This is a genomic window from Neisseria sp. P0004.S004 (genome assembly GCF_051963335.1).
GTDB lineage: Bacteria > Pseudomonadota > Gammaproteobacteria > Burkholderiales > Neisseriaceae > Neisseria.
Map to the genome: position 1 here is coordinate 73718 of NZ_JBQCUK010000009.1, position 24406 is coordinate 98123.

19 protein-coding genes and 2 pseudogenes are annotated in these 24406 nt (G+C 50.5%); 9 read left to right on the top strand and 12 right to left on the bottom strand.

Annotated elements, in window-relative coordinates; genetic code table 11:
- Window positions 1-14: 14 nt before the first annotated feature.
- Window positions 15-455 (top strand): DNA polymerase III subunit chi, encoded by a 441-nt coding sequence (locus ACTHRY_RS09035; protein ID WP_049323851.1) that lies wholly within the window; start codon window positions 15-17, stop codon window positions 453-455.
- Window positions 456-533: 78 nt separating this feature from the next.
- On the opposite strand, the gene ACTHRY_RS09040 is transcribed toward ACTHRY_RS09035, so the two are convergent.
- Both ACTHRY_RS09040 and rph read right to left on the bottom strand, forming a co-directional pair.
- Window positions 534-1754, bottom strand: a complete 1221-nt coding sequence (locus ACTHRY_RS09040; RefSeq protein WP_003745649.1) for an aspartate kinase — start codon at window positions 1752-1754, stop codon at window positions 534-536.
- Between the two features lie 171 nt (window positions 1755-1925).
- Window positions 1926-2654 (bottom strand): ribonuclease PH, encoded by a 729-nt coding sequence (gene rph, locus ACTHRY_RS09045; RefSeq protein WP_003745651.1) that lies wholly within the window; start codon window positions 2652-2654, stop codon window positions 1926-1928.
- Window positions 2655-2791: 137 nt separating this feature from the next.
- Here rph and ACTHRY_RS09050 point away from each other — a divergent pair, with 137 nt between their 5' ends.
- Window positions 2792-3679, top strand: a complete 888-nt coding sequence (locus ACTHRY_RS09050) for a YicC/YloC family endoribonuclease (protein WP_234398658.1) — start codon at window positions 2792-2794, stop codon at window positions 3677-3679.
- Window positions 3680-3871: 192 nt separating this feature from the next.
- Here ACTHRY_RS09050 and ACTHRY_RS09055 read toward each other — a convergent pair whose 3' ends face one another.
- Window positions 3872-4309 (bottom strand): hypothetical protein, encoded by a 438-nt coding sequence (locus ACTHRY_RS09055; protein ID WP_049323852.1) that lies wholly within the window; start codon window positions 4307-4309, stop codon window positions 3872-3874.
- A 277-nt stretch (window positions 4310-4586) separates the two neighbouring features.
- Here ACTHRY_RS09055 and ACTHRY_RS09060 point away from each other — a divergent pair, with 277 nt between their 5' ends.
- Complete coding sequence (locus tag ACTHRY_RS09060; protein WP_049360179.1) at window positions 4587-5537, top strand: bile acid:sodium symporter family protein; 951 nt, start codon at window positions 4587-4589, stop codon at window positions 5535-5537.
- 71 nt (window positions 5538-5608) lie between these two features.
- Here ACTHRY_RS09060 and ACTHRY_RS09065 read toward each other — a convergent pair whose 3' ends face one another.
- Window positions 5609-6154, bottom strand: a complete 546-nt coding sequence (locus tag ACTHRY_RS09065) for a TIGR00645 family protein (protein WP_036491548.1) — start codon at window positions 6152-6154, stop codon at window positions 5609-5611.
- Window positions 6155-6351: 197 nt separating this feature from the next.
- Between ACTHRY_RS09065 and ACTHRY_RS09070 the strand changes: the two are divergent.
- A pseudogene (locus ACTHRY_RS09070) lies at window positions 6352-6918 on the top strand (sulfite exporter TauE/SafE family protein); the annotation flags it as partial.
- Window positions 6905-7075 (top strand): annotated as a pseudogene (locus tag ACTHRY_RS09075) (IS3 family transposase); the annotation flags it as partial. The pseudogenes ACTHRY_RS09070 and ACTHRY_RS09075, both read left to right, overlap by 14 nt.
- 24 nt (window positions 7076-7099) lie before the next feature.
- On the opposite strand, the gene copM reads toward ACTHRY_RS09075, so the two are convergent.
- The 5 genes from copM to ACTHRY_RS09100 all read right to left on the bottom strand — a co-directional run bounded on the left by copM (window position 7100) and on the right by ACTHRY_RS09100 (window position 13154).
- Window positions 7100-7483 carry a CopM family metallochaperone gene (gene copM / locus ACTHRY_RS09080; protein ID WP_036491551.1) on the bottom strand — a complete coding sequence of 128 codons (384 nt, stop codon included), beginning with the start codon at window positions 7481-7483 and terminating at the stop codon, window positions 7100-7102.
- 241 nt (window positions 7484-7724) lie between these two features.
- The gene (locus ACTHRY_RS09085) at window positions 7725-9320 is read right to left on the bottom strand and encodes a peptide chain release factor 3 (protein WP_049323856.1); all 1596 of its coding nucleotides are present in this window, start codon (window positions 9318-9320) and stop codon (window positions 7725-7727) included.
- Window positions 9321-9533: 213 nt separating this feature from the next.
- The gene (locus ACTHRY_RS09090) at window positions 9534-10676 is read right to left on the bottom strand and encodes an NADH-dependent flavin oxidoreductase (protein WP_049323857.1); all 1143 of its coding nucleotides are present in this window, start codon (window positions 10674-10676) and stop codon (window positions 9534-9536) included.
- A 118-nt stretch (window positions 10677-10794) separates the two neighbouring features.
- Window positions 10795-11859, bottom strand: a complete 1065-nt coding sequence (locus ACTHRY_RS09095) for a 2,3-butanediol dehydrogenase (RefSeq protein ID WP_003745670.1) — start codon at window positions 11857-11859, stop codon at window positions 10795-10797.
- A 236-nt stretch (window positions 11860-12095) separates the two neighbouring features.
- Window positions 12096-13154, bottom strand: coding sequence for a histone deacetylase family protein (locus ACTHRY_RS09100; RefSeq protein ID WP_003745671.1), 1059 nt, complete (start codon window positions 13152-13154; stop codon window positions 12096-12098).
- A gap of 177 nt (window positions 13155-13331) precedes the next feature.
- Between ACTHRY_RS09100 and yajC the strand changes: the two genes are divergently transcribed.
- The 4 genes from yajC (at window position 13332) to ACTHRY_RS09120 (ending at window position 17671) form a co-directional block, all read left to right on the top strand.
- Window positions 13332-13598 (top strand): preprotein translocase subunit YajC, encoded by a 267-nt coding sequence (gene yajC / locus ACTHRY_RS09105; protein ID WP_003675720.1) that lies wholly within the window; start codon window positions 13332-13334, stop codon window positions 13596-13598.
- 75 nt (window positions 13599-13673) lie between these two features.
- Window positions 13674-15527 carry a protein translocase subunit SecD gene (gene secD / locus ACTHRY_RS09110; RefSeq protein WP_003745673.1) on the top strand — a complete coding sequence of 618 codons (1854 nt, stop codon included), beginning with the start codon at window positions 13674-13676 and terminating at the stop codon, window positions 15525-15527.
- A 3-nt stretch (window positions 15528-15530) separates the two neighbouring features.
- The gene (secF, locus tag ACTHRY_RS09115; protein ID WP_003686183.1) at window positions 15531-16466 is read left to right on the top strand and encodes a protein translocase subunit SecF; all 936 of its coding nucleotides are present in this window, start codon (window positions 15531-15533) and stop codon (window positions 16464-16466) included.
- A gap of 323 nt (window positions 16467-16789) precedes the next feature.
- The gene (locus ACTHRY_RS09120) at window positions 16790-17671 is read left to right on the top strand and encodes a carbohydrate kinase family protein (RefSeq protein WP_049323858.1); all 882 of its coding nucleotides are present in this window, start codon (window positions 16790-16792) and stop codon (window positions 17669-17671) included.
- A gap of 79 nt (window positions 17672-17750) precedes the next feature.
- Here ACTHRY_RS09120 and ACTHRY_RS09125 read toward each other — a convergent pair whose 3' ends face one another.
- The 3 genes from ACTHRY_RS09125 to infB all read right to left on the bottom strand — a co-directional run bounded on the left by ACTHRY_RS09125 (window position 17751) and on the right by infB (window position 24396).
- Window positions 17751-18308 carry a nitroreductase family protein gene (locus tag ACTHRY_RS09125; RefSeq protein ID WP_049323859.1) on the bottom strand — a complete coding sequence of 186 codons (558 nt, stop codon included), beginning with the start codon at window positions 18306-18308 and terminating at the stop codon, window positions 17751-17753.
- Window positions 18309-18419: 111 nt separating this feature from the next.
- Complete coding sequence (locus tag ACTHRY_RS09130) at window positions 18420-21158, bottom strand: calcium-binding protein (RefSeq protein ID WP_049323860.1); 2739 nt, start codon at window positions 21156-21158, stop codon at window positions 18420-18422.
- A 349-nt stretch (window positions 21159-21507) separates the two neighbouring features.
- On the bottom strand, window positions 21508-24396 hold the full coding sequence (gene infB / locus ACTHRY_RS09135; RefSeq protein ID WP_049323861.1) for a translation initiation factor IF-2: 2889 nt from the start codon (window positions 24394-24396) through the stop codon (window positions 21508-21510).
- Between the last annotated feature and the right edge of the window lie 10 nt (window positions 24397-24406).

The following is a 24406-nucleotide window of genomic DNA, read 5'->3' on the forward strand; positions in this document are numbered from 1 at the left end:
CGAAAGAATACGCCATGCCTAAAGCCACTTTTTATACACATGTCGCCCAACCGGCCGCCTTTGCCTGCCGCCTGATTGCGCGCGCCATACGCGATGGCGGGCAGATTTTGGTGTGGTCGGATTCTGCCGCGGCAGTGCAGCAACTCGACATTGATTTGTGGCAGCAGATTCCCGAAAGCTTTATTCCGCATGAAGTCTGGCTGCCTACCGACCCCATGCCGTCTGAAACGCCGGTATTGCTTGCGTTTGGAAATGCACTGCCGAATATTCCGAAAGATTGCACGGTTTTAAACCTGTCTGCCGATTTCTGGAGCCAAGCCCCGGCCATTCCAAACCGTATCCTTGAAATTGTGGGCAACAGCTTAGAAGATTTGGCCGAAGCCCGAGACCGTTTCCGAACTTATCGTCAGAGCGGATTTGAGATTGAGCATTTTTCGAGAGAAGGAAAGGATTGAGGATTAAAACAGCAAAGTTTTAATTAAAAAGGCCGTCTGAAACAATAAAGTTTCAGACGGCCTTTTGATTGGCTGGAATTAGTTGCCCAAGTCGAATGCTTTATGCAGAACGCGGGTGGCCAGTTCCATGTATTTTTCGTCAATCAGGACGGATACTTTGATTTCGGAAGTTGAAATCATTTGGATGTTGATGCCTTCTTCTGCGAGGGTGCGGAAGATTTTGGCGGCTACGCCGACGTGTGAACGCATGCCCAAGCCGACTGCGGAGACTTTGCATACGGTGTCGTCGCCGTCGATGTAGGCTGCGCCGATGCTGTCTTGACGTTGTTGCAGGATTTCGATGGTTTGTTTGTAGTCGCTGCGTGGTACGGTGAAGGAGAAGTCGGTTGTGCCTTCGCTGCCGACATTTTGGATGATCATGTCGACTTCGATGTTGGCATCGGCAACTGCGCCGAGGATTTGGTAGGCAACGCCGGGTTTGTCGGGTACGCCGCGTACGTTGATACGGGCTTGGTTTTTGTCGAATGCGATACCGGTTACGGCTGCTCTTTCCATGTTGTCGTCCTCTTCAAAGGTAATCAGGGTGCCGTCGCCGCCTTCTTGCAGGCTGCTGAGTACGCGCAGGCGCACTTTGTATTTTCCGGCGAATTCTACGGAGCGGATTTGTAAAACTTTTGAGCCGAGGCTGGCCAATTCGATCATTTCTTCGAATGTGATCGTGTCCATGCGGCGTGCTTCGGGTACGACGCGCGGATCGGTGGTGTAAACGCCGTCTACGTCGGTATAAATTTGGCATTCGTCGGCTTTGAGGGCTGCGGCAAGTGCAACGGCGGAGGTATCGGAGCCGCCGCGGCCGAGAGTTGAGATATTGCCTTCGCTGCTGATGCCTTGGAAACCGGCTACGATAACGACTTTGCCCTCGGCGAGGTCGGCACGCATTTTTTCGTCATCGATGCTTTCGATGCGGGCTTTGGTGTGGGAAGTGTCGGTTTTGAGGGCAACCTGCCAGCCGGTGTAGCTCTTGGCGTCAACGCCGATGTCTTTCAGGGCCATGGCCAGCAGGCCGATGGTTACTTGTTCGCCGGTGGCAAGGACGACGTCCAGCTCGCGCGGATCGGGATGTTCTTGCATTTCGTGCGCCAGGGCGACCAGTCGGTTGGTTTCGCCGCTCATGGCGGATACGACGACTACGATGTCGTGTCCTTCGGCGCGGGCTTTGGCGACACGTTTGGCTACGTTTTTGATGCGTTCGGGCGAGCCTACTGATGTGCCGCCGTATTTATGTACGATTAACGCCATGTTTCGTGCTTTCTTGTGGGGTTTGTCGGGCAGCTTGGTTTGCTGGAAAAAGGGTTATTATTACTATTTTTTACATGAAATTCAAGGATGGGACGCGCTTTTTTGAGTAAATGCGCATAAATGGACGGGGTTAAAAAAGGCCGTCTGAAATCTTTCAGACGGCCTTGTTGCTTATCGGGACAAAAGGGCGGCCTTTTGGTGTTGGACCAATTCGGCAATGCCTTTATGCGCGAGGGCAATGAGTTTGCCCAATTCTTCGATGCTGAACGGTGCGCCTTCGGCCGTGCCTTGAATTTCGATGATTTTGCCGGATGCGGTCATGATGATGTTGACGTCGCTGTCGCAGCCTGAGTCTTCGGGATAGTCTAAGTCCAGGAGTGGTACGCCGCCCACCACGCCGGCGGAAACGGCGGCAACGGCTTCGCGGATGGGGTTTTCGCTGATGAGGCCGTCTGAAAGGAGTTTGTCCACGGCGATTTGCAGGGCAACGTAGGCGCCGGTAATGGAGGCGGTACGCGTGCCGCCGTCGGCTTGGATAACGTCGCAGTCAATCAGGATTTGGCGTTCGCCGAGTTTTTCCATATCGACGACGGCGCGCAGCGAGCGGCCGATCAGGCGTTGGATTTCTTGTGTGCGGCCGGACTGTTTGCCTGCGGCGGCCTCGCGGCGCATACGGGAGGCGGTGGAAGCCGGTAGCATGCCGTATTCGGCCGTTACCCAGCCTTGTTCTTTACCGCGCAGGAACGGTGGGACATTTTCGTCGATGGAGGCGGTGCAAATCACTTTGGTGTTGCCGCACTCGATAAGGCAGGAGCCGTCGGCGTGGGGGAGGAAGTTTGGGGTGATTTTGATGTTGCGCAGGCTGTCGGCGGCGCGGCCGGTGCGTGTGTAGTCGCTCATGATGGTCCTTTGGGGAAATAAAAAACAGGTTGCCTTGAATTATAGAGGAATTTGGCGGCAAAGGCCGTCTGAAAATCGGCGGTCGGGTGTGTTATAGTATCCGTACTTTCACTCGTATTTGGAAACGGAGTAAAACCATGGCTACAAGACGAAATATTCAAATCCACAGCATGACCGGCTTTGCCAATGCCGCAGGCGAATGCGGCGGCAAGCGGATTAATTTGGAAATCCGCGCGGTCAATCATCGTTATTTGGATGTCCAATTCCGTATGCCGGAAGAGTTGCGCTATTTGGAAGGCGCGTTGCGCGAGCAGATTGCCGCGGCCGTGGCGCGCGGTAAATTGGAATGCCGCATCCAGCTGCAGGATGCCTCCTCGGGCGGACAGACTTTGGAGGTCAATCAAGATTTGGTTGTCCAACTGGCGCATTTGAACAAAACTTGGCGCAAGGAACATGATTTTGCCAAATTGAGCGTGGCCGATGTTTTGCGTTTTCCCGGCGTTTTGGCGGGTCAGGGCGAAGACGCCGAGGCTTTGGCCAAAGGCGTTAAAGATTTATTGACCAGCGCTTTGAAAGAGTTTGCAGCCGCCCGCAAACGCGAGGGCAAAAAGCTGGGCGAGCACCTGCTGCAACGTCTGGACGGCATGGAAGAGATTGTGGACGCTTTGAACGAATTGTTCCCCAGCCTGCTGCAGGCGCATATGGACAAAGTCAAAGCCCGTTTGGCAGAAGCCGTCGGCAATATCGACAATGACCGTTTGCAACAGGAATTTGCTTTGTTCATTCAGAAATCTGATGTGGATGAGGAATTCAGCCGTTTGCGCACCCATATCGCCGAAGTGCGCCGCATCGTTACCGAAGGCAAGGGCAGCGTAGGCAAACGTTTGGATTTCCTGATGCAGGAGCTCAACCGCGAAGCCAATACCTTGGGCAGCAAAGCCATCGCCGCCGAATGCACGCAAGCTTCGGTTGAACTGAAAGTCTTAATCGAACAAATGCGCGAACAGGTTCAAAATATCGAATAAATCGATAACGAACAGATAGAATAAGGCCGTCTGAAAAGTTTTCAGACGGCCTTAATGCTACTGTTTTGCTTTTGAAATTTGTTGCAAATCCCAAATCTGTATTAAAACAGGTGTAGATTGAGTGGAAAATCTAACAAATATCTTTGAATTTGAAAAAAGCTGGACAGGACTTAATAGTCTTTCAAAGTGCCATTATGATTCATCGGGCGTCAAATACCAAACCATAAATTTGTAAAAGCTACTCCAATGCCTTAGCTGATCTGTACCTAGCAAGTGTTGCTCACCCAAGCCATAATCCCAAACGCTATTATCTTCAGTATTGTAAAAATAACTCCCTTCTCCTTCCCCGGTTGTAAAGAGAATATAATTTTTTGGGATATCCCAATACTCATGAGCCATGATTGCTCCATCAAAGCTGTCAGGTGAACATGGATCAACAAGTTCACTATAGCTACCAATTAGTGATCCTAAAAAATATTTGGTATAAAGCTCATAAAATTCACTATCAGGTCTTACGCCCAAAGATAATAAAACATCATGGGTAAGTTTTTGGTCATCTAAATTTTTCTTTATTATTTCAGGATGTTTCTGCTGAGATAATAACAACTCAACCTGCTCTTTTAAATTCATTTTTTATTTCCTTTTAAGTTGTTGTAATTTAACTTCCCTGTATCGCTTTGGTCTTTTGCAAAATTAAATTGGAGGCATTTAAAACATAAGACATCACTATTTTTCTGGCGGCAAAGACTACTTGATACTTATAAGCTACGATTGTCGTTATATTTTATGTTTAATTTGATGAAATGACAGTTTTTCTATTTTCATTGTCAGAGTTATATGAATAAGTTAATATCTGTTAACTTATGGCAATTATTGTCATGATAAGAACATACAAAGGAGTAAAAACATGAACTTTCTGACCGCAATCAGTCGGCAAATGACCCGCTTCACCGCCCTGATCATCATTCTTGCCTCCATTATCGCCTTTATCGAACCTGTCACTTTTTCATGGGTAAAAGGCGATACGCAAGTCGTCGTACTCGGCATCATCATGCTCGGCATGGGCATGACTTTGGGCAAAGAAGATTATCAAATTATGGCGCAGCGTCCGCTCGATATTTTTATCGGCGCAATCGCCCAATATACGATTATGCCCCTGCTCGCCATTGGTATTGCCAAAGCCTTCAATCTTTCGCCCGGATTGACGCTGGGTTTGGTTTTGGTCGGTACCTGTCCGGGCGGCGTTTCGTCCAATATCATGAGTTTTTTGGCTAAAGGCGATGTTGCCTTTTCAGTCGGCATGACCACGGTTTCCACCGTCCTCGCACCTGTGATGACGCCGCTGTGGATGACTTATTTGGTCGGACAAACCGTCGAAATGGACGGCTGGGGTATGTTCAAATTTATGCTGCTTGTAACGCTTTTGCCTGTTGTCATTGGTTCGGTGGCCAATATTTTGCTGCACAAAAAACACTGGTTTGAAGACGTGCGCGCGATTATGCCGGCTGTTGCCGTTGCCGCATTCGCATGTATTGTCGGCGGCGTTGCGGCCGTCCACGGCCACCGCTTTGCCGAATCTGCCTTGGTCATGATACTCGCCATCGCCGCACATAACATCGGCGGCTATATCCTCGGCTATTACAGCGGCGCGTTAACCGGTATGAATACCGCCAAAAAACGCACCCTTGCCATCGAAGTCGGCGTACAAAATGCCGGACTTGCCACCGGTTTGAGCGCCAAATTCTTCCCCGGCAATGCCGAGTCTGCCGTTGCCGCCGCCGTTGCCTGCGTTTGGCACTCCGTATCGGGAACGATTTTGGGCAATTTGTTTGCCTGGTGGGACAAGCGTCAGCAATAAGCCGGTAAACATTGCCAAATAATAAAAGGCCGTCTGAAACATTTCAGACGGCCTTTTGATTGTTTTTGAAATCAATGCGCTTTATGCGTCGTGCCGTACACGATTTTGTCCGTTAACGCCATGGCGATGGCGGAAATCAGGAAGCAGATGTGGGTAATGCACTGCCACATGATTTGTTTTTCGGTCAGGTTGGCGGCGTTGAGGAAGGTTTGCAGCAGATGGATGGAGGAAATGCTGATGATGGACATTGACAGCTTAACCTTCAAAACCGATGCGTTGACATGGCTGAGCCATTCGGGCTGGTCGGGGTGTTCGTCAACGTGGAGGCGTGAGACAAAGGTTTCGTAGCCGCCGACAATGACCATGGTCAGCAGATTGGCAATCATCACAACGTCAATCAAGTTTAACACGGCCATCATGATGGTGTTTTCGTCCATGATGCCGAGATTGGTGACCAAATGCCATAAGGATTTGAGGAATTTGTAGGCGTAAATGCCTTGGGCGACAATCAAGCCCAGATAAATCGGCAGTTGCAGCCAGCGGCTGGCGAAGATGAAATGCGCGAAGATGCCCATTCGGTCGCGGGGCGTGTGTTTGGTCGGGGTAGAATGTTCCATAATATGTTGTGTTCGGGAAAGACAGGGGGCGGCATTTTAATGGAAAAATTTTCAAGCTGCAATCTTATTAGTGGCTGAATTTAAAAAGAAAGGCCGTCTGAAAACAGGATGTCGGCTTCTTGTTTTCAGACGGCCTTGTAGGTTGTCAGGTCGGGCAAACACGCGCAAAATCGCTTTGCTTTTTAGAGATGGACATTATGCTTGCAGATTCGTTTTTTTATTATCTGGTGTTGGTCGGCTTTGCCGCCGGGCTGATGGATGCTGCGGTTGGCGGCGGCGGGCTGTTGCAGATTCCCGGATTGTTCAACCTATTGCCAAATACCACGCCTGTGGCTTCGGTGATGGGTGTCAATAAATTTGCTTCTTGCTGCGGTACGTTGACTGCGACGGAGCAATATCTGCGCCGAATCCCCGTGCCGTGGAAAATGCTGCTGCCTGCCGCGGCGTTTGCATTTGCCGCTTCATATTTGGGCGCGAAAACGGTGGTGTATTTCCCCGTGCAATACATGAAACCGGCAATGCTGGTCATCATGATTGCCATGTGCCTGTACACTTTTTTGAAAAAAGACTTGGGGCAGACGGTGCGCACTGAAAAGCTGATGCGCCGCGAAACTTTATGGGGCTTGTTTTTCGGCGCATTAATCGGGTTTTACGACGGCGTGTTCGGGCCGGGGACGGGCAGCCTGCTGGCTTTTGTGTTCGTCCGCTTTTACGGCTATGATTTTTTAGCGGCCAACGCTTCGGCAAAGGTCATCAATTGGACGATTAAAAATGGAATGTTATTACGGTAAATGATTTGAGACGTTCTAACAACTGGAAAAAACGATTCATGAGTACATTCATTATTACAACCATGAGCGCATTCAGGGGAAACTAAAAGGACTGAGCTCTGTGAATTACAGAACTCAGTCCTTGAACTAAATCAGTCTAACTTTTGGGGTCAGATCATTTTACGGAGCTTTTTTTGTTGTGTGCTTTAAGCCATTTTTGCATTTGTTCAATTTCCGCTTGTTGTGCGTTAATAATATCCTCAGCAAGCTTACGCATCTCAGGATCCTTTCCGTATTTTAATTCAACTTCCGCCATTTTTACTGCGCCAATATGGTGTGGCAACATACCTGCTGCAAAAGCAACATCAGGATCTTTATATTGCGCAGCTGCCATCATGTCTTGATTCATTTGATTCATACCTTGCATTAATTCTTGTTGCATTGCAGAATCTGTCGACATTGGCATATTCATGTGTGCTTGATGCGGTTGTTCATTAGCTTGGGCATAATTTGAAATTGCAACAGCGCTAAGTGTGATAAAAGTCATAAGTTTTTTCATGTTTTTCGCCTATGTGATAACTGAAGGAGCACAAATTATGAACTTTGACCTAAGGTTAAAGTCAACATTTATTCCGAAAATGTTTGGTGAGGTGCTAAAAGCTAAAATAAGACAATATTTGAGCTGCGTTACGGATTTATGCTGCTGCTGTGCCTGACCATTGGGAAGTTTGCTTGGGATTTATTGGGTTGATATCGAATGAAAAAAAGGCCGTCTGAAAGTTTCAGACGGCCTTTGCGTTTTACAGTTTAACCGAATGTTCGCGTGTTTCGTGGAACACGATATCCGGCCAGCGTTCTTGCGTCAGGTTCAGGTTGACGCGGTTAGGCGCGAGGTAGGCGAGGTTGCCGCCAGCGTCTATCGAAAGGTTGCCTGCGTTGGCTTTTTCAAATTCCGCCAGCTTTTTCTTGTCTTCGCACGATACCCAGCGCGCCGACCAGATGGATGCGTTGTCGAACACGGCTTCTACGCCGTATTCGTTGGCGAGGCGTGAGGTAACGACTTCAAACTGCAACACGCCGACCGCGCCCAAAATCAAATCTGCGCCGCTCATCGGTTTGAAGACCTGCACCGCGCCTTCTTCGCCGAGCTGTTGCAAGCCTTTTTGCAGTTGCTTGATTTTCAGCGGGTTTTTGATGCGGACGCTGCGGAACAGTTCGGGCGCGAAGAAGGGGATGCCGGTGAACGCCAGTTGCTCGCCTTCGGAGAAGCTGTCGCCGATTTGGATGTTGCCGTGGTTCGGGATACCGATGATGTCGCCGGCGTAGGCTTCTTCCACCAGCTCGCGGTCGTGCGACATGAAGGTTACCACGCTGGAGGCGGCGATTTCGCGGTTGATGCGCAGGTGTTTCATTTTCATGCCGCGCTCGAATTTGCCGGAGCAGACGCGCAAGAAGGCGATGCGGTCGCGGTGTTTCGGGTCCATATTGGCTTGGATTTTAAAGATAAATCCGGAAAACTTCGGCTCGTCCGGCTCGACCATGCGTACGGTTGCGTCGCGCGGTTTCGGCGCAGGCGCCCATTCAATCAATGAATTGAGGATTTCCTGAATACCGAAGTTGTTAATCGCCGAGCCAAAGAACACGGGCGTGAGTTCGCCGGCGAGAAATTCGTCGAGATTGAACTCGTTGGAAGCCGCCTGCACCAATTCGATTTCGTCGCGCAACTGTTGGATTTCCAATGGAAAGCGTTGTTCCAGTTCGGGATTGTCGATGCCTTTGATGATGTCGAACTCGTGCGGCAGGCGTTCGCCACCGGCTTCAAAGAGATAGATTTCGTCGTTCAGGATGTGGTACACGCCTTTGAAATTTTTGCCCATGCCGATCGGCCAAGTGACGGGCGCGCAGCGGATTTGCAGGATGTTTTCCACTTCGTCCAGCAATTCCAAAGAATCGCGCACTTCGCGGTCGTATTTGTTCATGAACGTCACAATCGGCGTGTTGCGCAGGCGGCAGACGTTCAAGAGTTTGATGGTTTGCGCTTCCACGCCTTTTGCCGCGTCGATGACCATCAAGGCGCTGTCCACGGCGGTCAAAACGCGGTAGGTGTCTTCGGAAAAGTCTTGGTGTCCCGGCGTGTCCAAGAGGTTGACGGTGTGGTCTTTGTAGTCGAACTGCATCACACTGGATGCCACGGAAATGCCGCGCTGCTTCTCGATTTCCATCCAGTCGGAGGTGGCGAATTTGCCGGTTTTCTTGCCTTTTACCGTACCCGCGCTCTGAATCGCACCTGAAAACAGCAACAGTTTTTCGGTCAACGTGGTTTTACCCGCGTCAGGGTGGGAGATGATGGCAAACGTGCGGCGGCGGCGCACTTGGTCGAGGATTTCTTGGGACATGGTTTTCTTTGCAAAAAGTTTCAGGCCGCTTTTTCAGACGGCCTGAAGGATATGGGTGTTGGAAAACAGGCTAAAATAAGGGCGTGTGCGACACGCCCTGCAATAGATTGAAAGATGCGGAATTGTACAAAAAAATGCTTGATAATTCAATGTTTGCACCAAACCAAAGGCCGTCTGAAAAGTTTCAGACGGCCTTCGGTTATGAATCGATGATTAAATATCCATCGGTTTCCATTCCGCGCCTTTTACCGGCGGCAGCCATGATTGCGTACCGCTGGAGGCAAATCCCCACAAGGTGTCGGGGAGGCCGTAATGGTCGGCGCGCGTCGGGTCGAGTTGCGTTTCGATTTCAGCTTCGCGGCCTTCGCGGATTTGCGTGGCGATGTGCGGATTAATCATCACGGTTTTGCCCAAGGCGATAAATTCTGCCCAGCCGGTTTCATAGGCGGCCAAAATTTGGTCGGCGGTAAACAGGTTGCCCACGCCGATAAGCGGCAGTTTGCCGTTGATGCGTTCGTGGATAAACTGCATACGGGTTTGGGCGGTATCGCCGCCGCGGCGGATTTTTTTATCAAATTCCCACAGGGAAACGTGCAGATATTGCAACGGTTTTTGTACCAATGCATCAATCAGTGCGCCGGTTTCGGTCATGGTTAAGCCGTCGTCGCCCGGCTCTTCGGGGGAGAAGCGGTAGCCGATGATGAAGTCGTCGCGCTGGTGTTTTTCACGGATGGCAACCACGGCATCGACAACGGCCAGCGGGAAGCGCATTCTGTTTTCCAAGCTGCCGCCCCATTGGTCGTTGCGGCGGTTGCTTTGGGCAGAGTAAAACTGTTGGATTAAATAGCCGTTCGCGCCGTGGATTTCCACGCCGTCAAAACCGGCACGAAGCGCCAAATCGGCGGCTTGCGCATAAGAGGCGATGAGTGCTTTGACTTCTTCCGCCGTTGCTTCGCGTGCGTGTTCGGCTTCGTTGGTGGAAGCGCTGATTTTGTCGAGACCGTCCAAAAGGTTATCAATGGCTTTGGAACCGCCGTGATGGATTTGCAAAATCGCTTTTGCGCCTTGCTGTTGCAGGATTTGTGCGGTTTCTTTCAGGCTGCCGAGGCAGTGTTCGCCTGTGGCTTCAGGTTGGCCGTGAAAGGCTTTGCCGTCTTTTTGAACCAAAGTGGCGGCAGTGATAAACAGGCCCATATCGCCTGCGCGGTTGCTGAGGAAGGTGCGCTCTTGGTCGCTGATCAAACCGTCGGCTTGTGAGCCGAAATGGGTCATGGGGGCGACGGCAAGGCGGTTTTTGATGGTTACGCCGTTATTGAGGGTGTATGTTTGAAAGAGTGGGGCGTATTTTGGATTCATGAGATTTTGCTCTTGATAAGTGAATGGTTGGCAGAGGATTGGGCCATTCGGGAATTTATCAAGTAAACAGGCCGTCTGAAAGGTTTCAGACGGCCTGTTTATTCTTTAAGCCTTAGGATTAAAGATTAGGATTGACGATGATTTTTACTGCGGATTCGTTGTTGTGGATCAAGCGCTCGAAGCCTTCGGAAATCAATTCGTCCAGTTTAATGCGTTGGGTGATGAAAGGCTCAAGGTTGATTTTGCCTTCTTCAACCAATTTGATGGTTTCGGCGTGGTCGTTGCAGTAAGCGATGGTGCCGCGCACGTCCAGCTCTTTCATCACGACGCTGTGGACGTTGATGGTAGCGGGGTGGCTCCAAATGGATACGATGACGACTTTCGCAGTCGGACGGCAGGCTTCGACCATGGTGTCCAGCACTTTGTTGACGCTGGTGCATTCGAATGCGACGTCCACACCTTCGCCGTTGGTCAGTTTTTTCACTTCTTCAACGACGTCGACTTCGGACGGGTCGAGGATGTAGTCGGCCACGCCGGCTTCGCGTGCTTTGTCTTTACGCGCTTTGCTCAATTCGGTGATGATGACTTTGATGCCTTTGGCTTTCAATACGGCAGCCAACAGCAAACCGATTGGGCCTGCGCCGCCGACCAATGCGACGTCGCCTTCTTTCGCGCCACTGCGTACATAAGCATGGTGGCCGACAGACAGAGGCTCAATCAAAGCAGCTTGGTCTAATGGGATTTTGTCGGAAATAGGGTGCACCCAACGGCGTTTGACGGCGATTTTTTCAGACAAGCCGCCACCGCAGCCGCCCAAGCCGATGAAGTTCATGTCTTTGGAGAGGTGGTAGTTGCTGCCTTCGCCGGTCGGTACGTCGTCGCGGATGATGTAGGGCTCAACGACAACGTGTTGGCCGACTTTGATGTCGTCCACGCCTTCGCCTACGGCATAAACCACGCCGGAGAACTCGTGACCCATAGTTACAGGCGCAGACTCGCCGGAGATTGGGTGCGGATGGCCGCAAGGCGGAATGAAAATCGGGCCTTCCATGAATTCGTGCAAGTCGGTACCGCAGATACCGCACCAAGCAACATTGATGCCGACAGTACCCGGAGCTACGGTTGGCTCTGGAATGTCTTCGATGCGGATGTCGCCTTTGTTATAAAAACGTGCTGCTTTCATTGTAACGCTCCTTTTTTAAAGTGGAGGCCGTCTGAAAAAGACGGTCAATTAGGGAAAGGGAAGCAGTGTGGCGTGTGAAGTATTTTTATTGATATGTTTTATGTTTGTTATTTTACTACTGATAATATGGAAATGGTTTGTCTTTGCTCAAATTAAAGTTTGTAAATGAAAAAAAAAAGGCCGTCTGAAATGGATAATCTGTTTTCAGACGGCCTGGGGTCAATAGTTTGAATGCGTTATGGTGTAGGATTGTTACTTTTGCCGCGCTTCAAATGTTTTTGGTAGGCGACGACGTAGTCGGCCTTGCTTAAGCCCGCCAATACGCGGATGTGGGCGGCGGCGGATTTGGACATGGATTCCAAGGTATAGCCGCCTTCCAGTACGGAAACGACGCGTCCCTGACAGCTTGCCGTTGCTTGGACGATTTTGTGCGTCAGCCAGGCAAAATCGGCTTCATGCAGGTTCAGACGGCCTGTTTCGTCTTGTTTGTGCCCGTCAAAACCGGCCGAAAGCAACACCAACTCGGGGCGGAAGGCCGTGAGCTTGGGCAGCCATTGTTCGCGGATGGTCGTGCGGAAGATACGGCTGCCTGTGCCCGGTTTGAGGGGCGTATGCAGCATATTTTTATTGCCGGCGTATTGTTCCGCCTGAGGGAAGGGGAAGATGTCGGTTTCAAACAGGTTGAAAAACATCACGCGCGGATCGTCTTGGAGAATCTCCGCAGTACCGTCACCGAAGTGGACGTCGAAATCGATGACGGCGATGCGTTGCAGGCGGTATTGGGCAATGGCGTGCATCACGCCGGCGGCAACGTTGTTGATCAGGCAAAATCCGCCGGCGCTGTTGCTGTGGGCATGGTGGCCTGGCGGGCGGATGGCGCAGAAGGCATGCCAGGCCTTTTTGTTCATCACCATATCGACTGCCTTGACGACAGCACCGGCCGCAAAACGGGCGGCTTGGAGGGAGTCGTGGCAGATGACGGTATCGTCGTCGATACGGTGGATTTTACCGGGGAGCGGCTGGGCGGCTTCCAACTCGTGCAGATAGTTACGCGAGTGGACCAATGCCAGCTGCGCATCTTTGATTTCCGGTGCTTCGGCGGTTTGCAGGCGACGCCAAATGCCTTCTTGTTTTAAGGCGGTTTGAATGGCGCTGATGCGTTCGGGCCTGTCGGGATGGTTGGGCCCCGGCTGGTGCTGTAGGAATATCGGATGCGAAATCCATACGGTGCGGGCGTTTTTGCCAAACAAACGGCGCAGGCGGGTGCTGATGCGCCAAAGGATTTTTTTGAACATGGAACAGTATGTGTCGGACAAGTCGTAAAGACTGCTAAATATGGTTAATAAATACGGAAATACTTGGAAATTTTTCAGACGGCCTTTAGAATAGCTCAATTTTGCAGTCCAACCAATGTGTTTGATTGCAGTGTGCAGTTTTTTACTTAATCTAAAACTTGAAAGAACGGATATATTATGAATCAAGCAGTGGCTCAATTTGCCCCTTTAGTGCTGATCATGGTGGTGTTTTACTTCCTGATTATGCGTCCTCAACAAAAGAAATTCAAAGCGCACCAAGCGATGTTGGCCGCTTTGAAAGTCGGCGATAAAGTCGTTTTGGCGGCAGGTTTCAAAGGCCGCGTGACCAAAGTCGGCGAGCAATTCTACACTGTCGACATCGGTCAAGGTGCGAAAATCGAAGTGGAAGTTGAGCGCAACGCGATTGCTGCGAAAGCCGAATAATCCGTTTTTTTGCAAAAAGCCGCCTCATTTTCCGAGCGCGGCTGTTTGCCTTTATAAATAAAGCAAAGGTTTACCATGAACCGTTATCCTTTATGGAAATACCTGCTGATTGCGTTCACGATTGTGGTTGCGGCTGTTTACTCGCTGCCCAACCTTTTCGGTGAAACGCCTGCCGTACAGGTATCGACCAACCGACAAGCCATCGTGATCAACGATCAAACCCAGTCTAAAGTGGATGCCGCGCTGAAGCAGGCAGGTATTCAGACTGATGGTATGTTCATCGTCGACAACTCGCTGAAAGTGCGTTTCAAAGATACCGAAACGCAATTGAAAGCGCGCGACGTCATCGAAAATACTTTGGGCGAGGGCTATATTACCGCGCTCAACCTGTTGGCAGACAGCCCTGAGTGGATGGCGAAAATCAAAGCCAATCCGATGTTCCTGGGTCTGGACTTGCGCGGCGGCGTGCATTTCACCATGCAGGTGGACATGAAAGCCGCGATGCAGAAAACGTTTGAACGTTATTCCGGCGACATCCGCCGCGAATTGCGCCGCGAAAAAATCCGTACCGGCACGGTGCATCAGACTGAAAACGGTCTGACCGTGCCTTTGCAAGATGCTGCCGATGTACAAAAAGCCTTGCCTCAGTTGCAAAAATTGTTCCCTGAAGCCACGCTGCTGCCGGACGGCAACAATATCGTGCTGACTTTGTCTGAAGAGGCAATCAATAAAGTACGTTCTGATGCGGTTAAACAAAACATCAATACGTTGCACAACCGTGTGAACGAATTGGGCGTAGCCGAACCGGTTATCCAACAATCCGGCCTTGACCGCATTGTCGTACAGCTGCCGGGCGTGCAAGATACTGCCAAAGCCAAAGACATTATCGGCCGTACCGCGACTTTGGAAGTGCGCATGGTGGAAGATGATCCGATCAAACTGCAAGAAGCCTTGAACGGCAATGTGCCGACCGGTTACGAATTGCTGTCAAGCGGTGGCGATCATCCGGAAACTATTTTGGTCAACAAACAAGTTGAACTGACCGGCGACAACATCAACGACGCGCAACCTAGCTTTGACCAAATGGGTGCGCCTGCCGTGAGCCTGAGCCTGGATAGTGCGGGCGGCAGCATTTTTGGCGAATTGACTTCGGCCAATGTGGGTAAACGTATGGCTATGGTGTTGATCGACCAAGGTAAATCCGAAGTCGTTACCGCGCCTGTCATCCGTGCCGCCATTACCGGCGGCCGCGTAGAGATTTCCGGTAGCATGACGACAGCCGAAGCCAACGATACTTCATTGTTGCTGCGCGCCGGTTCGCTGGCCGCACCGATGCAGATTGTTGAAGAACGTACCATCGGCCCGTCTTTGGGTAAAGAAAACATTGAAAAAGGTTTCCACTCTACCTTGTGGGGCTTTGCCGCTGTTGCTGCATTCATGGTGATTTACTACCGCTTGATGGGTTTCTTCTCTACCATTGCCTTGAGTACCAATATCTTGTTCCTGGTGGGTATTTTGTCTGCCATGCAGGCAACGCTGACCTTGCCGGGTATTGCCGCCTTGGCTTTGACCTTGGGTATGGCGATTGACTCCAACGTGTTGATTAATGAACGTATCCGTGAGGAACTGCGTGCCGGTGTCGCACCGCAGCAGGCCATCAACCTCGGTTTCCAACACGCTTGGGCAACCATTGTCGACTCCAACTTGACCTCCCTGATTGCCGGTATCGCTTTGTTGGTATTCGGTTCCGGCCCGGTACGCGGTTTTGCGGTTGTACACTGTATCGGTATTCTGACTTCGATGTATTCATCCGTGGTCGTGTTCCGTGCTTTGGTCAACCTGTGGTACGGCCGTCGTCGCAAATTGCAAAATATTTCCATCGGTTCGGTATGGAAGCCGAAAGCTGAAATGGCAGAAGGCAAGGAGTAAAACATGGAATTATTTAAAATCAAACGCGATATTCCGTTTATGAGCTACGGCAAACTGACGACTTTTATTTCGTTGGTTACGTTTATCGCCGCCGTGTTCTTTTTGGTAACCAAAGGCCTGAATTTCTCCGTCGAATTTACCGGTGGTACGGTGATGGAAGTCCAATATCAGCAGGGCGTTGATGTGAATAAAACACGCGAACGCCTCGATACGCTGAAAATGGGTGATGTACAGGTTCAGGCATTGGGTACGAACAAGCACATCATGATCCGCCTGCCGAACAAAGAAGGCGTAACCTCCGCCCAATTGTCCAACCAAGTGATGGATTTGCTGAAAAAAGACAATCCTGACGTTACCTTGCGCCAAGTCGAATTCATCGGCCCTCAGGTCGGCGAAGAATTGGTCACTAACGGTTTGATGGCATTAGGCTTCGTGGTGGCAGGTATCATTATTTACTTGTCCATGCGTTTTGAGTGGCGTTTTGCAGTATCGGCGATTATTGCGAATATGCACGATATCGTGATTATTCTCGGCTGTTTCGCCTTCTTCCAATGGGAATTCTCATTGACTGTCTTGGCAGGTATTTTGGCAGTTTTGGGTTATTCCGTGAACGAATCCGTGGTGGTGTTTGACCGTATTCGTGAAAACTTCCGCAAACCGCATATGCGCGGCCATACTGTGCCGGAGGTTATCGACAACGCAATTACCGCTACCATGAGCCGTACCATCATTACCCACGGTTCGACCGAGGCAATGGTTGTTTCGATGCTGGTGTTCGGCGGTGCTGCCTTGCACGGTTTCTCTATGGCGCTGACCATCGGTATTGTGTTCGGTATTTACTCTTCCGTATTGGTTGCCAGCCCGCTCTTGCTGATGTTTGGCTTGAGTCGTGAGAACATTGCCAAAGAAGTGAAGAAAAAAGAAGAAGTGGTAGTTTAATCGCTGCAATGCTTCGATAAAGGCCGTCTGAAAATTGATTGAATCAGTTTTCAGACGGCCTTTTGTATTTAAATTTCAAAATGTTTTATTTTGATGAAATCAGAGGGGATAAATGTGAAAGAAAAAGAAAAAATAGGAATAATATAATTTTGTGATGAATCAAGTTTATTGTCTGATATGCCCTTAATTGCTTGTCAGTCTCAACATTTTAAAACATAATACTTTTGCCCCCGGTGCTGGAGTTTTACTACAAGTATATGATTTAAAAAAATCTGTCGGGTGTGCAGACCCTGCCAATCAACCTCAAATAAGGAAGGTTCAGAATGAAAGTAACCAGTTTCGGCGAAGTGCTGTGGGACGATTTTCCAAACGGAAAGGTATTGGGTGGCGCCCCCTTGAATGTTGCTGTCCGTTTGCAGTCTTTGGGTATCGATGCTGCCATCATCAGCCGTCGCGGCGATGATGCCGACGGCGAGGAATTGCTGCGCCAGGTCCAAAGCAAAAACGTCAATACTGATTATTTGCAGGTTTGCCACGAATGCGCGACCAGTTTGGTAAAAGTGCATTTGGACAAGTCTGGCAGTGCGTCTTATGAGATTGTTTATCCTTGCGCGTGGGACAGGATTTCGAATAATAATGCGGCAATCAAGCGAGTGGCGGAATCCGATGCGTTCGTTTTTGGCAGCTTGGCAACTCGTGACGAGGTTTCGCGTAAAAGCTTGGACGCTTTATTGAAAGAAGCCAAATTCAAAATTTTTGACGTTAATCTGCGCAAGCCGCATTACGATATTGCCCGCTTGTTGGAGACCATGAAACAGTCCGATATGGTCAAACTCAATGATGATGAGCTGTATGAGTTGGCTGCGGCTTACGGCTCTCCTTATCACAGTATCGAACAAAATATCAGCTACCTTGTTAAGCTGACGGGTGTCAAAATCTTGTGTGTGACTTTGGGCAGCCATGGTGCGGTTTTGTATAAGGACGGCGAGATGTACCGTCATTGCGGTTTCCGCGTTAAAGTGGTGGATACTGTCGGCTCGGGCGACAGCTTTCTTGGCGGTTTGACTTACAAATTGTTGAACAATGCGCCTCCTCAAGAAGCCATTACTTTTGCTTGTGCGTTGGGCGCGTTGGTTGCTTCGCGTCATGGTGCAACGGCGGATATTTCTTTGGAAGAAATTGAAGCATTTATGAATCCGGATTGATGCTTCGATAATAGATATAAAAAGGCCGTCTGAAAAACCATTAAATCAGGTTTTCAGACGGCCTGAGTGTTTTTAGGCTTTACCAATAAGTGGTAAAGCATTCCAGGTTAGTATTTTTCGGGCCGCTGCCTTCTTCGGTCGGCGAACCAATCATCATCAGGCCGATGATTTTGTCTTTGTCGGTACACTCAAATGCTTCGCGCAACAATGGACTGTTGACCCACATGCCTGTAATCCAAACATTGTCGAAGCCCTGGGCTGATGCGGCCAGTTGCAATGCGTAGGCAGCGCATCCGGCAGTCAGCATTTGCTCCCATTCGGGTTTGGGTTTTGCCACTTCACGGTTTGGCACGAATGTAACGCCGATAATCATGGGTGCCATGTTGCCGACGCGTTCGGCTTTTTTCATGGCGTCATCGCCGAAGTTGAGTTCGGTAACGGTCTTGCTCAAAAGCTCGCGGAAACGTTGCAAACCGGCTTCGCTTTGAATCACAGTAAAGCGGAAAGGGCGCATATTGCCGTGATCAGGTACTTGTGTGGCCGCTTGCAGCATTTGTTCCAGTTGCTCGGCATTGGGCGCGGGAGCCGTCAGTTTTTTGGAAGAGCGACGTGTGGTCAGAAGATTTAAGGCATCCATGTTTTATTCTTTCTTGTGAACTTGAATGAGAATAATTATATAGCGGAAAGATAAATAAATCAGCAAAAGACTGAGGCCGTCTGAATTCAGTTTTCAGACGGCCTTTGGGTTTTACAGGATACCGTTGTTTTGCGTATTTTCAGTAATCAGTGCTTTGCTGATTTCGTCGGCGGTGTAGCTCTTACCGCTTTCAAATACAAAGCTGTCGATATTATTGTTGGCAATATCATGGATGGTCAGGGTTTCGCCTGTATCTTTGATGGTTAAGACCCAATCATCGCCGGTTTTCAACTGTAAATCTTTCAGCGTCAGCCCTTCTTTGAAAAGGACTTGGGTATCGCTGCCACCATACGGATTAAAGGTGTCGTTGCCGCTGTTTCTGCCAAACATGATGACGGTGTTGTCGGCACCAGGATCGGTAATGGTGTCGTTGCCGCCGGCCGTATCAACGATGTTGATGCCTCGGCCCAAAGTAATGGTTTCATCGCTGCGGTTGCCCCTGTATTCGACAACAGAAGTGTAACGCGACAAATCTAAATCGCTGTTGTCGCTATCGGCATGGATGGTGTGGTTGAAGTTGTTGTACACATCACGGTTGAGTTCTTCAACGGGTTGGCCGGTGTATTGGACGATGTTTTTGTTGCCGATCATGTGCGGGATAGACAGTTTGAAGTGGTTGATCAGCTCGCCCGTGCTGTATGAGGCATTGCCGTCAAACTGAAATTCAGAAATCGCCCCATAGATACCGCTTTGGTTTTTGATGGTCAAAACATCGTCTGTGCCTTTGATGCGGATATGCCAAGTGTCGCCATCCAGCAGGGGAGGAGATACAAATTGGTTGCTGTCGGGCAGGTCGGCAATACCGGTTTTGTCGTAACCTTTTTCAACGGTAATTTCAAGGTCGTCAAGGGTAATGCCGCCGCTAAATTTCACGACGTTGGCGTTGAGCGTGTGCAGGCCGGCCTCGTTGTCGAAACCGAAGTTGTAGTCGAAAATGGTGTCGTGTCCGTAACCTTTTCCGAAAACATAGGTGTCGTTGTGTTCTCCGCCTTCCAGATAATCATTGCCTGCACCGCCGTCGAGTAAGTCTGCGCCTACATGGGCATAGAGTTTGTCGTTACCGTTGCCTCCGTAGAGTTTATCGTCGGAAGCGGGTTCATTGCCGTAATAGGTTTCGCTGTGTTCGCGCAAGATGTCATCGCCGTCGTGGCCAAAGAGGATGTCTCGGCCGTCATTGCCGCCGTCGATTTCATTGTTGCCTGCATCGCCATGAAAGGTATCGTCGCCGTTTGTACCGACAAATTTGATGGTTTCGGCTTTCAGGGCTTGGAAGGTTTGTTGGAACTGCGCGGCAGTGTAGGTTTGGTCGCTGAACTGGAAACGGTCGATGGAAACGCTGCCATCTGCGCCGATTTGGTTTTGAATCAAGGCTGAACCTTGCTCCGAAGTAATTTCCCAGCTTTGGCTGCCGTCGTCGTTATGAATGGTCTTCAGGTTGAGCTTGGCATTGTTCAGGCCGTCTGAAAACTTGAGGGTATTGATGCCTTGGTTGTCGATAATGGTATCGTTGTCGCCGTAAATATAGGTATCGTTTCCGGCGCCGCCTTTCAGAATGTCTTTGCCGTTGCCGCCCACCAAAATATCATCGCCAGCATCGCCATTGATGGCATCGTTACCGTCGCCGCCATCCAGATAATCGTTGCCGTCGCCGCCATTGAGGTTGTCGTTGCCGCCCATGCCGTAAACGGTATCATCACCGCGTCCGCTATTGAGGCGGTTGCGGCCTTCGTTGCCGGTCAGGATGTTATTGCTGTTGTTGCCGGCGGCAAAAATATTGGCTGTGCCGGTCAAGGTAACATTTTCAACGTGGGTGGCGGCAGTATATGAAATGCTGCTGAATACGGTGTCTTCGCCGCCGCCAGCTTGTTCAATCACTACGTCTTTTGTGTTATCAACATAGTAAGTGTCATTGCCGTCTCCGCCTTCCATGATGTCGGCACCGGCTTTGCCGTCGATAATATCGTCGCCGGATGTGCCGATCAGGTGGTCATTACCGTCGCCGCCATCAATGGTTTTGCCGCTTTCGGTATGCTCAGTCAGGGAAATATTGAAATATTTGGCAAAGCTGTTTACATCCAGTTTTTGTGTGCCGATGATGAATTGGGAGACTGCCGGCGTTGTACCGTTTTGCGTGTATTGGTTTGGGATGGTTAAAACGGCATTGCTGTTTTTCACGGCAATCAGCCAGTCTTGACCGCCGGTTTCGTTGTTTCGGACTTCGACAGTTAAATCGTTAAGGCTCAGGTCGGTATGGAAGCGGATACTGTTGTGGCCTTGGTTGTCGATGACGGTGTCTTGTTCGCTTTTGGCAGAGAAAAGGTAGGTATCGTCGCCTTCGCCACCTTCAAGCACATCGTTGCCTGCTTCGCCGTTGAGGGTGTCATTGCCTGTTTCGCCGAAAAGACGGTCGTTGCCTTCGCCGCCGTTGATGAAATCGTTGCCGCCGCCGCCGTAAACGATGTCGTCACCGCGCCCGCTGTTGAGTCGGTTGCGGCCTTCATTGCCGATGAGGATGTTGTTGCTGTTGTTGCCTGCGCCGAAGATGTTGGCCGTACCGGTCAAAACAAGGTTTTCAACGTAGTTGGGGAGGGTATAGCTGACGCTGCTGTAAACCGTATCATCGCCGCCGTTTGGGTCTTCAATGATTGTATCGTCGCTGCGGGTGACATAATAAACGTCATCCCCGGGCGTGCCTGTGGTTGTTTGGGCAAGGGAGGGAGGTTGTAATTGCTCTGCATGTCGTAATTCAAATTGCGCATTGCGGATGCGGGTTGCTTTTTCGGTTGTCATGATATTTTCTTTAGATATTGATGAGAGTAACAAGGAAGTAAACGTATTCGGCATATGGCCGGTATTGCTTAATTTGTATTGTGTTTAGGCTATATATACTAGTGCCGAAATTTGATAAAAACAACAAAAACATTAAGATATGACAATAATTAGAGAGCCTTGTCGAGCCGTGTTTGTCGTCCCTTCTTTTACTAAATGGTTTTGCCTTGTTTGATTGTTTTGTGCCTTCTATACCACACATTGATTTCTATAGTTTCAAACTATGAAGAGTGTAAAAAGGCCGTCTGAAAAAAAGAAGCAGGTTTCGCATTGCAAAACCTGCTTCTGATTTTTCAGACGGCCTGTCTGATTACAGCGTACGGGCAACTTCGACGATGTCGAAACATTCGAGTTGGTCGCCTTCCATAATCTCGTTGTAGCCTTTGATCATCAGACCACATTCGAAGCCCATGCGGACTTCTTTGACGTCGTCTTTGTAGCGTTTCAAAGAAGACAGTTCGCCGGTATGGATGACCACGTTGTTGCGGATGAGGCGGACATGGGAATCGCGTTTAACCACGCCGTCGGTAACCATACAGCCTGCAATATTGCCGACTTTGGAAACGGAGATAACCTGACGGATTTCGACCGTACCGGTGACTTGCTCTTTCTCTTCTGGAGAGAGCATGCCGCTCATGGCGGCTTTCACGTCATCGATGGCATCGTAAATGATGTTGTAGTAACGGATTTCCACGTTTTCATTTTCGGCCAGTTTGCGTGCGGAAGCATCTGCACGGACGTTAAAGCCGATGATGAATGCGCCGGAAGCGATGGCCAAGTTGACATCCGATTCGGTAATGCCGCCCACGCCGCTGTGCAACACGTTCACTTTCACTTCGTCAGTGGACAGTTTTTTCAGGCTGCCCGCCAAAGCTTCGTAAGAACCTTGTACGTCTGCTTTGATGATGACAGACAAGGATTGGGCTTGGTTTTCGCCCATGTTGTTGAACATGTTTTCCAGTTTCGCGGCCTGTTGTTTGGCCAAGCGTACATCGCGGTATTTGCCTTGACGGAAGAGGGCGATTTCGCGCGCTTTTTTCTCATCCGCCAATACCATTGCATCTTCACCGGCGTTCGGTACGTCAGACAAACCGAGGATTTCGACAGGGATAGACGGTCCGGCTTCATTGATGGCTTTGCCGTTTTCGTCAACCATCGCACGGATTTTACCGAATGCAGTACCGGCCAGCAGCATATCGCCTTTTTTCAGCGTACCGCTTTGCACCAAGAGGGTGGCAACCGCACCGCGGCCTTTGTCCAAACGTGCCTCAACGATGATACCTTTGGCTGGTGCATCGACAGGGGCGGTCAGTTCCAAAACTTCGGCTTCGAGCAAGACGGCTTCGAGCAAGGCGTCGATATTGATGCCTTTTTTGGCGGAAACGTCGATAAATTGTACATCGCCGCCCCATTCGTCCGGCACGACTTCGTGCGCGGTCAACTCTTGGCGGATGCGCTCTGGATTGGCAGCTTCTTTATCGATTTTGTTGACGGCAACTACCATCGGTACGCCTGCGGCTTTAGCATGGGCAATCGCCTCGATGGTTTGCGGCATCACGCCGTCGTCGGCTGCGACCACGAGAATCACGATGTCAGTTGCTTTCGCGCCGCGCGCACGCATGGCGGTAAACGCTTCGTGACCCGGAGTATCCAAGAAGGTAATCACGCCGCGCGGGGTTTCAACGTGGTATGCACCGATATGTTGGGTAATGCCGCCCGCTTCGCCTTGTACCACTTTGGCGCGGCGGATGTAGTCCAGCAGGGAGGTTTTACCGTGGTCGACGTGACCCATGACGGTAACCACCGGCGGACGCGGCAATGCTTCGGCTTCTACGGCTTCCACGCCTTCATCCAAGAATGCCTCTGGATCGTCGGCAGCAGCAGGTTTGCCGATGTGGCCGAGTTCTTCCACCACAATCAGGGCGGTGTCTTGGTCGATGGATTGGTTGATGGTGACCATCATGCCCATTTTCATCAGGGCTTTAACCACTTCGACGCCTTTAACGGCCATTTTGTGCGCCAAATCGGCAACGGTAATGGTTTCGGGAACCAAAACTTCGTGTACGACAGGTTCGGTCGGTGCTTGGAAGGCGTGTTGGTTCGGCTCGAGTTTGAGTTTCTTGCCTTTTTTACCGCTGCGTACACGCTCGTCGTCGCCGTTGCGCGCATTGTTACGGTCGCGACCGCCTTTGCCGCCTTTGCCTTTGGCGTTGCGGCCTTGGTTCTCTTCGTCACGATCGCGGCGGTCGTCTTTTTTATTGCGCGCGTTGTGTTCGGATTTGCCTTCGCCGGCTGAGGCTTTGGTTTTCTCGGCAGGTTTGTTGCGTTCGCCTGATTTGGATTTGGCTTCTTTGGCAGATTTTGCTTCTTGCTCGGCCTGTTGTTTCATGGCTTCGCGGCGCGCTTGACGCTCTTGTTTTTCTTTCAACAAGGCTTCTTGATGCGCACGCAGTGCGGCGGCACGGCGCGCTTCTTCATCGCGTTGAGCCTGTTCTTCCTCGCTGACGACAGGTTGTGGTACGGCAGGCGCGGCAGGTTTGGCTGCCTTTTTCGCTTCTTTGCCTTTACCGCCTTTGTCTTGTTTGGCTTTAGCAGGTTTTTTGGCTTCGGCCGGTTTTTCAGCTTCAACGGATTTTTCAGACGGCTTGGTGTCTGCTTTGGCTTCTACTTTAGCTTCTACGGCTTCAACCGGTTTAGCTTCTTCTTTTTTGGCTTCGGCAGGCTTGCTTTCTGCTTTTGGTGCGGCTTTGGCTGCTTTCAGTCTGGCTGCTTCGGCCTCTGCTTTGGCGCGGGCTTCGGCTTTTGCGGCTGCTTCTGCTTCAGCTTTGGCTTTTTCTTCGGCAGCTTTGGCGGCTGCTTTTTCTGCTTCGGCTTTTTGGTTTTCAGCCGCTACTTTGGCTTTGGCTTCCGCGGCCAATTCTTCGGAAGAAGGAATGGTAACGGCACGGCTGCGGCGGCGTGTTTCCACTTTTACGCCGTCAACGGTGCTGACTTCGGTTTTTTTGCGGCGGATGCTGATGGTGCCGCTGTTGCTGCCGTTTTTCTTTTGCAGGTAAGCGGTCAGCAGTTGTTTGTCGTCAGTGGTCAGGCTGTCATTACCGCTGTTTTTGTTGACGCCGGCTTCTTTCAATTGTTTAAGCAAATCATCGACGGGGCGGTTTAGTTCGGCGGCAAATTGTGCTACGGTTGTATTACTCATTCAGTACCCC

Bases quoted from the DNA above. Each gene is read 5' to 3' on its own strand.
- ACTHRY_RS09035 (WP_049323851.1), top strand. From the start codon at position 15: ATGCCTAAAGCCACTTTTTATACACATGTCGCCCAACCGGCCGCCTTT.
- ACTHRY_RS09040 (WP_003745649.1), bottom strand. From the start codon at position 1,754: ATGGCGTTAATCGTACATAAATACGGCGGCACATCAGTAGGCTCGCCC.
- rph (WP_003745651.1), bottom strand. From the start codon at position 2,654: ATGAGCGACTACACACGCACCGGCCGCGCCGCCGACAGCCTGCGCAAC.
- ACTHRY_RS09050 (WP_234398658.1), top strand. From the start codon at position 2,792: ATGGCTACAAGACGAAATATTCAAATCCACAGCATGACCGGCTTTGCC.
- ACTHRY_RS09055 (WP_049323852.1), bottom strand. From the start codon at position 4,309: ATGAATTTAAAAGAGCAGGTTGAGTTGTTATTATCTCAGCAGAAACAT.
- ACTHRY_RS09060 (WP_049360179.1), top strand. From the start codon at position 4,587: ATGAACTTTCTGACCGCAATCAGTCGGCAAATGACCCGCTTCACCGCC.
- ACTHRY_RS09065 (WP_036491548.1), bottom strand. From the start codon at position 6,154: ATGGAACATTCTACCCCGACCAAACACACGCCCCGCGACCGAATGGGC.
- copM (WP_036491551.1), bottom strand. From the start codon at position 7,483: ATGAAAAAACTTATGACTTTTATCACACTTAGCGCTGTTGCAATTTCA.
- ACTHRY_RS09085 (WP_049323856.1), bottom strand. From the start codon at position 9,320: ATGTCCCAAGAAATCCTCGACCAAGTGCGCCGCCGCCGCACGTTTGCC.
- ACTHRY_RS09090 (WP_049323857.1), bottom strand. From the start codon at position 10,676: ATGAATCCAAAATACGCCCCACTCTTTCAAACATACACCCTCAATAAC.
- ACTHRY_RS09095 (WP_003745670.1), bottom strand. From the start codon at position 11,859: ATGAAAGCAGCACGTTTTTATAACAAAGGCGACATCCGCATCGAAGAC.
- ACTHRY_RS09100 (WP_003745671.1), bottom strand. From the start codon at position 13,154: ATGTTCAAAAAAATCCTTTGGCGCATCAGCACCCGCCTGCGCCGTTTG.
- yajC (WP_003675720.1), top strand. From the start codon at position 13,332: ATGAATCAAGCAGTGGCTCAATTTGCCCCTTTAGTGCTGATCATGGTG.
- secD (WP_003745673.1), top strand. From the start codon at position 13,674: ATGAACCGTTATCCTTTATGGAAATACCTGCTGATTGCGTTCACGATT.
- secF (WP_003686183.1), top strand. From the start codon at position 15,531: ATGGAATTATTTAAAATCAAACGCGATATTCCGTTTATGAGCTACGGC.
- ACTHRY_RS09120 (WP_049323858.1), top strand. From the start codon at position 16,790: ATGAAAGTAACCAGTTTCGGCGAAGTGCTGTGGGACGATTTTCCAAAC.
- ACTHRY_RS09125 (WP_049323859.1), bottom strand. From the start codon at position 18,308: ATGGATGCCTTAAATCTTCTGACCACACGTCGCTCTTCCAAAAAACTG.
- ACTHRY_RS09130 (WP_049323860.1), bottom strand. From the start codon at position 21,158: ATGACAACCGAAAAAGCAACCCGCATCCGCAATGCGCAATTTGAATTA.
- infB (WP_049323861.1), bottom strand. From the start codon at position 24,396: ATGAGTAATACAACCGTAGCACAATTTGCCGCCGAACTAAACCGCCCC.